The sequence below is a fragment of the Ignatzschineria sp. F8392 genome, assembly GCF_002252045.1.
GTDB lineage: Bacteria > Pseudomonadota > Gammaproteobacteria > Cardiobacteriales > Wohlfahrtiimonadaceae > Ignatzschineria.
Genome location: NZ_NEFF01000002.1, coordinates 392,020 through 400,890, shown reverse-complemented (window position 1 = coordinate 400,890; position 8,871 = coordinate 392,020). Strand labels below are relative to the sequence as shown.

11 protein-coding genes and 1 rRNA gene are annotated in these 8,871 nt (G+C 41.7%); 9 read left to right on the top strand and 3 right to left on the bottom strand.

The genetic code is table 11. From position 1 onward, the window contains the following. Positions 1 to 227: 227 nt before the first annotated feature. From rrf to B9T19_RS10780, 3 genes are all read left to right on the top strand, one after another. Positions 228 to 342, top strand: a 5S ribosomal RNA gene (gene rrf, locus B9T19_RS06025). A gap of 42 nt (positions 343 to 384) precedes the next feature. Next, on the top strand, positions 385 to 564 hold the full coding sequence (locus B9T19_RS10495; RefSeq protein ID WP_143436861.1) for a hypothetical protein: 180 nt from the start codon (positions 385 to 387) through the stop codon (positions 562 to 564). Between the two features lie 208 nt (positions 565 to 772). Then, positions 773 to 898 carry a hypothetical protein gene (locus B9T19_RS10780; protein ID WP_255406348.1) on the top strand — a complete coding sequence of 42 codons (126 nt, stop codon included), beginning with the start codon at positions 773 to 775 and terminating at the stop codon, positions 896 to 898. A gap of 287 nt (positions 899 to 1,185) precedes the next feature. On the opposite strand, the gene B9T19_RS06020 is transcribed toward B9T19_RS10780, so the two are convergent. The 3 genes from B9T19_RS06020 to B9T19_RS06010 all read right to left on the bottom strand — a co-directional run bounded on the left by B9T19_RS06020 (position 1,186) and on the right by B9T19_RS06010 (position 3,024). After that, entirely contained in the window at positions 1,186 to 1,461 is a 276-nt protein-coding gene (locus B9T19_RS06020) for a hypothetical protein (RefSeq protein ID WP_094567685.1), read from the bottom strand. 215 nt (positions 1,462 to 1,676) lie between these two features. Then, positions 1,677 to 2,030: a TM2 domain-containing protein gene (locus tag B9T19_RS06015; RefSeq protein ID WP_094567684.1), complete on the bottom strand. Its 354-nt coding sequence runs from the start codon at positions 2,028 to 2,030 to the stop codon at positions 1,677 to 1,679. Between the two features lie 208 nt (positions 2,031 to 2,238). Next, positions 2,239 to 3,024: an IclR family transcriptional regulator gene (locus tag B9T19_RS06010; protein WP_094567683.1), complete on the bottom strand. Its 786-nt coding sequence runs from the start codon at positions 3,022 to 3,024 to the stop codon at positions 2,239 to 2,241. A 344-nt stretch (positions 3,025 to 3,368) separates the two neighbouring features. On the opposite strand from B9T19_RS06010, the gene B9T19_RS06005 reads away from it, so the two are divergent. The 6 genes from B9T19_RS06005 to B9T19_RS05980 all read left to right on the top strand — a co-directional run bounded on the left by B9T19_RS06005 (position 3,369) and on the right by B9T19_RS05980 (position 8,582). Next, positions 3,369 to 3,680 (top strand): non-heme iron oxygenase ferredoxin subunit, encoded by a 312-nt coding sequence (locus B9T19_RS06005; protein ID WP_094567682.1) that lies wholly within the window; start codon positions 3,369 to 3,371, stop codon positions 3,678 to 3,680. Between the two features lie 444 nt (positions 3,681 to 4,124). Further along, positions 4,125 to 4,424, top strand: coding sequence for a recombinase-like helix-turn-helix domain-containing protein (locus tag B9T19_RS06000; RefSeq protein WP_094567681.1), 300 nt, complete (start codon positions 4,125 to 4,127; stop codon positions 4,422 to 4,424). Between the two features lie 28 nt (positions 4,425 to 4,452). Continuing rightward, entirely contained in the window at positions 4,453 to 5,523 is a 1,071-nt protein-coding gene (locus B9T19_RS05995) for an aromatic ring-hydroxylating dioxygenase subunit alpha (RefSeq protein ID WP_094567680.1), read from the top strand. Between the two features lie 11 nt (positions 5,524 to 5,534). Further along, on the top strand, positions 5,535 to 6,293 hold the full coding sequence (locus tag B9T19_RS05990) for an SDR family oxidoreductase (protein ID WP_304441084.1): 759 nt from the start codon (positions 5,535 to 5,537) through the stop codon (positions 6,291 to 6,293). A gap of 85 nt (positions 6,294 to 6,378) precedes the next feature. Beyond that, the gene (locus tag B9T19_RS05985) at positions 6,379 to 7,311 is read left to right on the top strand and encodes a VOC family protein (RefSeq protein ID WP_094567678.1); all 933 of its coding nucleotides are present in this window, start codon (positions 6,379 to 6,381) and stop codon (positions 7,309 to 7,311) included. 59 nt (positions 7,312 to 7,370) lie between these two features. Continuing rightward, positions 7,371 to 8,582: an NAD(P)/FAD-dependent oxidoreductase gene (locus B9T19_RS05980; protein ID WP_094567677.1), complete on the top strand. Its 1,212-nt coding sequence runs from the start codon at positions 7,371 to 7,373 to the stop codon at positions 8,580 to 8,582. The last annotated feature ends 289 nt before the right edge of the window (positions 8,583 to 8,871 follow it).

Here is an 8,871-nt window from a genome sequence, read left to right as displayed (position 1 = left end):
ATGCATTGAGCTTACCAATACTAATTGACCGTGAGGCTTGACCATATAATAGGTCTTAGACAATTTTGATACGAGACATGATCGTTTCCAAAGTTGACGCGAATACAACAACTTAAGCAATTCAATCAGACATTGCTGTTACTAACCAACTAATCAAATTTATTCGTGAGTGGAGTGCAAAATAAAATGCAAATAATGCATCGGCACTTCAAGCACAAGCCAGTTTTCCTGGGGAAAATAGCGCTATGGAACCACCTGATCCCATCCCGAACTCAGAAGTGAAACGTAGCAGCGCCGATGGTAGTGTGGGAGATCCCATGTGAGAGTAGGTCAACCCCAGGGCTTCATTAAGAGCTCCTAGCTAATTAGCTAGGAGCTTTTTCTTTGTCGGGATTTTTTATTCTTAAGAAAGTTCGTGGAGCTGCGGGAACCCACTACTTCATTCTTATTACTAGTGCATGCCCGCAGTTTGGACATTTTCAATGCCCATTGCCGGCACGCAGTTTTTTGGAAGAATGTGATAGTAAGATCCGGCAACTCATTAGCCTCTGTTGTTTCAACTAATTATTTCAACTAATTATTTCAACTAATCATCTTTATGATTCTTAAGAGAATTTGTGGAGCTGCGGGAACCGACTATTTCATTCTTCTAACTGGTGCATGCCCGCAGTTTAGCATCTTCGATGCCCCTTGCCGGCACGCGATTTTTGGAAGAGTGCGATAGTAAGTTCCGGCAAGGCAGCAGCCTCTATTGTTTCAATGAATCATTTTGATGATTCTTAAGAAAGTTCATGGAGCGGCGGGAACCCACTATTTCATTCTTTTAACCAGTGCATGCCCGCCAGTCGGCATCTTCGATGCCCCTTGCCGGCACGCGATTTTTGGAAGAGTGCGATAGTAAGTTCCGGCAAGGCAGCAGCCTCTATTGTTTCAATGAATCATTTTGATGATTCTTAAGAAGGTTCATGGAGCTGCGGGAACCCACTACTTCATTCTTTTAACCAGTGCATGCCCGCAGTTTGGGCATTTTCAATGCCTTTTGCCGGCACGTGATTTGGGGAAGAACGCGATAGTAAGACCCGGCAACTCATCAGCCTCTGTTTGTTTTAGGGTTTGAACTCTTAAGAGGGCTCTTTATCTATTCTATCTTTAAAATGAATAGATTGAGGAAAGGCTTTATAAAGATCAATTGATTGCTTCAATTTCCCCTCTTTGAAGTTGTCGCTCACGAGATCGCATTCGGCTATTTCTACTCTTTTCTTCTAATTTTTGATTCTGTTCACTTGCTCGAATAGGAATATGCTCATCATAAGGATAGATAATATTTTGCAAAATAAAGAAGAGCAATAGAGTGGCTAGAATAGCAAGAAGAGGAATGCCATATCGAATGAGTGCTCTTTGATAGCGGAGAATATAGATTAAAAAGAGAATAACAATAAGGGCAACAACAAGTAATATCATGAGATAGGTGTAATTCCTTTGTGATGTTGTATCAATTTATCTGTAGTTATTGATTAGTACTACTGAGATATAAAATTGGGCTGATGGGTCTGCTCTTTTGCAGATACCCGTCAGCCCTTGTTGGTTTTACCATCTATGTAGATCAGATACTATTTGATTACGGTTATTTCACTCTAAAAAGAGGCGAGTTGTATGATGAATTCCGCTTTTAAAAGTTATAGTTGATCTGCAAATTTGAGTAAAAGGTCTAAATTTTGTTGCCGGGTCTGTTTGGAGATGATAAACCAATCTATTACCGTCCAAATACCTAAGCCACCAATTGTAATGAGCTTAAGAACTCCTAATAAAATATTACCAATATAGAAGCGATCTACAGCAAAAGAACCGAAGAAGAAGGAGAGAAGTAATGCTAATGTCGGATCTTTAAGAGGAAGAGCATGGAGTGCCGCTTGTTGACTCTCATTGAGCCTGTGTAAAATAGAGGTCACTGTTGTTAGTGCTTCTTTAGGATATTTATTCGCATTGATAGCAAGATAAGTATTGATAAACTCTTGATTATGACTATTCACTAGAATACTCCTTTCTTCTACGTTGAATTAATCAGATTGATCGATCGCTCTATGGTAGAGGTTTCTAATAGTGCTACATACCTACATCTGCATCGATTATTAATAGGGAATCTCTTCTATTTTATACTAATAATACTAATAGAGGGAAAATAGGGTTCTACTCTAAAATCTATTTTAGAATCGATCAGCATAATGTAGCAGAGTAATGTTATTGAATCATCAGATCTGAAATCTCATCGGCAGCTGTTAATAGTAGCGGAACAACCTCTTTTACAAATTGCTCTCGGTTACTATAGCTTGTTGCCGGACAACTTACAGAGAGTACATATTGAATCTCTTTAGAGATTTTACCGCGAATAGGTGCAGCGCAGGCAATCATATCGGGTTTAAAGTTTTTCCAGCTAATGAGATAGTCGGAGTTTCTTGCTATTTCGATCTTTTCAATCAACTCATTGATATCTTTTGCTGTTGACGCTGAGTATTTTTCCCATTCGGAGATTCCCTCAAAACGAGCCCTTATCTCCTCATTACTCAATGATCCTAATAACATTTGACCAATGACTGTTGCATAAGCAGGCCATCGCGTTCCAACTCGAATATTGGAGGTGAAAGCCCCTAATGCCTGAATATTATTGAGATAGACAATTTCGATATCATCGAGAATAGAAAGATGAACAGCCACTTTCGTTTTATCACGCAATTGTTGCATAATCGCCGTAACTTGCTGTGGAATATTCATCGATTCAATAGCGGTGTAACCGAGTTGTAGTACTTTCACATTGAGCTTATAACTCTTATGAGGCGTGCGCAAAAGATAACCACAATATTCCAATGTTTGGACTAATCGGAAAGCACTTGATCGATTAATTTCTAAGTTTTTAGCGATCTCGCTTAGAGTCATCTCACTCTTTTCTACGGTAAAACTTTCTAATATCTTCAATCCTCTAACGAGCCCCGGCACAAGGTATTTTTCTGCATCAATCTCTTCTATCATCGCTAAACTCCTCACTTTTTATTCTTATCTATTATAGGAAAAATTAGCTGTTAAGACCTCTATTTAGAAAATGGGCTTGACAAGCTTCTTTTATTAATCGTATTCTTGCATTATTGTTTTATAAAGTAAATGATGTTTTATATATAAAACTAAATAATTTAGTAGATTGAGCAAAATAAGCTAGATAAAAGACTAGTCATTATGGGATTACCCTTATAAATTAAATATTTTATTTGAATAACAGACGATTACCATTCACAAGATGTCAAAACAATAATATGAGTGGATCGCTATTTTCTGATTATCCCTGTCAAGCAGGATAGGGGTCTTTGAGGAGGAAGAAGATGAATTGGGTTTCAGTATGCCAGGTGGGTGAAGTGGAAGAGTATATGCCTAAATCGGTTGATATTGGGGATATTAAGATCGGAATCTTTCAGGTGGGAGATCACTATTTCGCCATTGAGAATATCTGCCCCCATGCTTATGCACTCTTAACAGAAGGCTTTGTGGAAGACGGAACAGTTGAATGTCCTCTTCATGAAGCTATTTTTGATATTAAGACGGGTAATTTAGAGAGTGGTCCTGGCTGTCGAAATTTATTGACTTATCCTGTGAAAGTAGAGGCAGGAGAGATCATGATCTCTGTTGAACAGTAACTATTGCTGTTGATACTTCTTGTTATCTAGCGTAGAGAAGAGGGAAGAGCGCAGAGATTAGGATAATAGAGTGATTATTGTTCTATTTAATAACTATTTTTGAAGAGTTAAATCTTAATATCTCCCTATATTCATATTTTCATATCTCCGTATCACCTCCATTTCCCTTTTGTTAAATAGATTCATTGGAAAGAGATTATTGAGGGCTATTGCAAAAGGGAGCTTTTTTAAAGTGTGCCTGTGGTAGACGTGAGGGAGCGAAGGGAGATCGATTTTTAATCACTGATATCAAATATCTTGTATCAATACTCTGTTGTAGCTTGGCCGATAGGTGGAGTGTAGGCTGATTCAAGATACCAAGAGATACTATAAATTAAGAAACTATTAAGAAATTATTAAGAAATTTTGTATGCAATGACATACAGAAATCAAAGGAGGAAGCAGATGGCAAATTACAATGAGAAGCTTAAAACCTGGCTAGAGAATAGACCTAATCCTGATGCCGGCATCAATAATATTCAGATTCCTGGAGATGTGAAGCATGTGGTTTGGCAAAACCGTGCACATGAACCTTCCGCTTATGAGTTGAGTCTTGTGGAGAACCTTATCGCCGCTTTTTCAAAAGGAGCGACAACACTCTCCGAAGTGGTTTCTGCGCTCAATGAGCAAGGAATGTTATTAGAGAGTGGTGAGAAATTTACAGAAGAGAGCTTCGAAGCTGAGATGGCTCGTTTAGGTTATTAAGGTTTTAAGAGTGTAGGAGGAGAAGATTATGACATCTAGAAAATTTAAAGACGCACAAGAGTACCTCAACTTTGGTTTACGTAACCTGTGGCATCCAGTGTTAGCGAGTTGGGAGGTAGGGACCAGTCCTGTGGGAATTACCCGCTTAGGTGAGAACATTGTTGTTTGGCGTGATGAAGAGGGTAAGGTTCATGCACTTGAAGATCGCTGCCCCCATCGTGGTGCGAGACTCTCTTTAGGATGGAATTTAGGCAATCGTGTTGCTTGCTGGTATCACGGTGTTGAAGTTCGTTTTGATGGTGTTGTTGAGGATGTTCCTGCTGTTGCAAGTTGTCCGATGACCGGGGCTACTTGTGTGAAATCGTACCATGTGAAAGAGGTTCATGGTGCCATTTTCCTCTGGTTTGGTGTTGGTGATGAAGCACCTACAGAACTCACTTTCCCGGAGCAGCTCGATAGTGATGAGTGGAGTCATTTCCTCTGTATCGCAGATTGGAAAGTCAATTATCAATATGCAGTTGATAATGTGATGGATCCCATGCATGGAACTTATCTTCACTCCGTTTCTCACTCAATGTCTGAGGGTGATCGCCAAGCGGAGATGAGCCTAAAAATGACGAAAACAGGTTTTATCTTTGAGAAAGATGGGCAATCAGGCGTGAACTTTGACTGGGTGGAGTACGGAGAAACCGGTGGCGCTTGGTTACGACTCTCTATTCCTTATCAATCTAAATTTGGTCCTGGTGGAAGCTTCTGGATTGTTGGTTTTGCGACCCCTATTGATGAAAATAATACGCGCGTATTTTTCTGGCGTTGCCGTAAAGTTTCAGGATGGGAGCGTGATACTTGGCGCTTTATGTATCGCAATCATTTAGAAGGATTGCATTGGGATGTATTAGAGCAAGATCGTATTATTTTAGAACTATTAGCCCCTAATGCTCGAGAGCATGAGTTCCTTTATCAACATGATGTGGGTATTACACGTCTCCGCCGCACTTTTAAGCGCGCAGCAGAAAAGCAGTTTAAAGAGTATGAGGCATATCAAGCGAGTCAGGCAAATGTAGATGCTGTGGGCGCCACTATTCATCCTGCAGAATAATTGAGGTGATCATGAGAGCACTATTAGAGGGGAAAAAGATCATCATTACAGGCGCGGCACGCGGATTAGGGTATGACTTTACTCGCGCGGCTCTAGAGGCTGGCGCTACAGTACTAATGGTCGATATTTTAGAGGATCTCTTAAAAGAGCGAGCAGAATTACTGCAAGCTGAAGGATTGCCGGCATCTTATATTGTGGCAGATTTAAGTTTGCCTGAAGCTATCGATAAGGTTGCTGAGGAAGTTGAGCAAGCGTGGTCCTATGTGGATGGTTTAATTAATTGTGCGGCGCTAGCTACAGGTGTTGGGGGCGTCGATATGATGAATTATGATCCTGATCTATGGGATCGAGTCATGACTATTAATGTGAAAGGAACATGGTTGATGACACAGGCGATGGTTCCTTTTCTTAAGAGATCGGACCAGGGTCGCGTGGTGAATATCGCTTCCGATACGGCCCTTTGGGGAGCACCCAAATTGATGGCTTATACCGCAAGTAAAGGGGCTATCTTGGCGATGACACGCTCTATGGCCCGTGAATTGGGAGAGTTTAATATTACCGTCAATAGTCTCTCTCCAGGCTTAACATTAGTTGAAGCGACGGCATATGTACCGGCAGAGCGACACTCACTCTATGTTAATGGCCGAGCGATTCAACGGGAACAACTTCCTGAAGATGTCAGTGGCACCGCACTCTATCTTCTCTCTGATCTCGCCGCTTTTGTTACCGGGCAAAATATCCCTGTTAATGGTGGTTTTGTCTTTAATTAAATAAATATGAAACAAGCATGACGTACTATTACGCAGAAATTAATAGGGTTCATCAGAGTCAGAAGTTTTAACGAGGAATTTAAGTATGTTAAATGGAATCAAAACATTGAAGTTTGGTGTTGAGGATATTGCAAAGTCGAAACAATATCTTGCAGACTTCGGCCTTAAAGAGGTAGAGAGTGATATTGAGAGGGCAGCGAAATATCAATTAGGCAATGGTAGCTCAATCTATGTTTTTGCTATCGATGATGAGCGCTTACCGCCGGCATTTGAAGCAGGGTCCACCTTAAGAGAGGTGACTTGGGCGGTGAATCGTTATCAAGACATTGAGCTTCTAGCAGAGAGACTTCAGTCAGAGCCGGGATATCACTTTGCCGATGGTGTTGTTCAGTGTCAGGACCCCAATGGTATGACGCTCCGTTTTGAGGAGTACATTCTAAAAGCAGATTTAGAGGCGACAAGTCTGCCGATCAATCAGTTTGGCAGAATCAATCGGGTCAATGCGCCTAGTCCTGTTTATGAAAAAGCAGATCCTGTTGCTATTGGGCATGTGGTCTTCTTTACCCCGGATTTAGAAAAGACGCAGAAGTTTTATGAGGAGAAGTTAGGCTTCTATCTTTCAGATGCCTATCGTGGGCGTGGCGCCTTTATGCGTTGTGCTGCAGAAGGTTGGCATCATGATCTCTTCTTATTGAAACTGCCACAACGTGAAACAACGGGGCTCAATCATGTTGCTTTTGTGGTGCGAGATATTCATGAGGTGATTGGTGGAGGTCTCAATATGAACCGACTTAAATGGGATTCCTTTATCGGTCCTGGTCGTCATCCCGTCTCATCAGCTTATTTCTGGTATGTACATTCACCTTTAGGGGGCGCTTTTGAGTATTACACCAATGATGATTATGTAACGCCGGCATGGACACCCCGAGTCTATGATTATGCGCTTGAGCTCTTTACGGAGTGGGCGATTGAGGGTGGACTGGATCATGAAACACGACGCCAGGTCAAAGGATCTTAAAGCGTCACTATTGTTTCATGTGAAACCTGTTATCAAAATAGAAAAAGGAGGGAGTGAAGATGGAGAAAGTGGTTATTATTGGGGGTGGGCAGGCATCTGCTTGGGCTGCTTATACCTTAAGAGAAGAGGGATTTGAGGGAGAGATTGCCGTGATTTCAGATGAATCACAACTCTTTTATGAAAGACCACCATTATCGAAGCAGGTATTGCTTGGAGAGATGGATCATCAAAATCTCCATTTCTTCCCACCAGAGAAGATTGCGGCGCTCAATTTGACGCTCTACGCATCCCTCTCTGCTACCAAAATCGATCGTGATAAACAGATAGTTACGCTCTCAGATGGTTCACAGCTTCCTTATGACAAGCTTCTGATTGCGACCGGCAGTCAAGCACGAGTTCCTGTTGATGCCTGGCGATCTCTGCCTAATCTCTTCACACTGCGTACAGTTGAGGATAGTTTAGCGTTGCAGCGCGCGCTCCCATTGATTAAGTCACTTGCAATTATTGGTGGTGGTTGGATCGGTTTAGAGATTGCAGCCTCATTACGGCAACAGGGGTGTGTTGTCACACTATTGGAGTTAGGTGAGCGTCTCTGTGCTAGAAGTGTCTCTGTCGAGGTCTCTGATTTTATTGAGTCGCTTCATCAAGAAGAGGGTATTGAGATCTGTTTTGAGTGTGGAACTCTCGATATTGTGGAAGAGAATGGGGCGTTAACGATTATTCAAAATGGGGAAAAATGGCGCAGCTTTGATGCAGTCGTTGTTGGAGCAGGGGCGCATATCAATAAAGAGCTCGCTGTTGAGGCCGGATTAGATGTGCGTGACGGTATTGTTGTAGATCATTATTGCCAGACATCTGATCCCCATATTTATGCTGCAGGAGATGTCGCTATTCACCCAGATTTAGGATTCTCTGTTCAATCTTGGGCAAATGCACAGCATCAAGGGGTAGTTGCCGCAAAAGCGATGTTAGGGGGCGAAAAGGCGACACCTTACCGTGAAACCCCTTGGCTCTGGTCAGATCAATATGATTGCAATATTCAGATTTTAGGGACGCCGGTCGGACTTGATCGTACTGAGGTAGTGATCCGTAATAGCGCGCCACGTCAAAAGAGCTTCTTCTACCTTACGCCTGAGGGAAAATTGCAATATTTAGTTTCGATTAATGATGCAAGAGTTGTACAGATTGCAAAGCGATGGATCAAGGCTGATAGAACTTTAGAGGCGGTAGAGATTGGCGATCCTGCTTTTAATGTGATGAAGCTCCGTTAATTGATGAGGCTAAATTCGATAGGAGCGATTGATCAGGATGGATTTATCAGAATAAATTGGTAGAAGTTCAAGCATGCCAGCGAGAGGGCTATCGCTCTAAAGTAGGAGCGCAGAGAAACAGGCGAGAAATAGGGGGAGAGGGTCTCCATAAGATAGAAGTCAGTGTCGAAATAGAATAGAAAAAGTAATAGAAAAAGTAATAGAGAATCAGAATAAAAATAGCAGAAAAGAGCAACCACCGAAGCGTAATAAGTCGACAGTGTAAAAGATCGACTCTCATCAAGAGTAC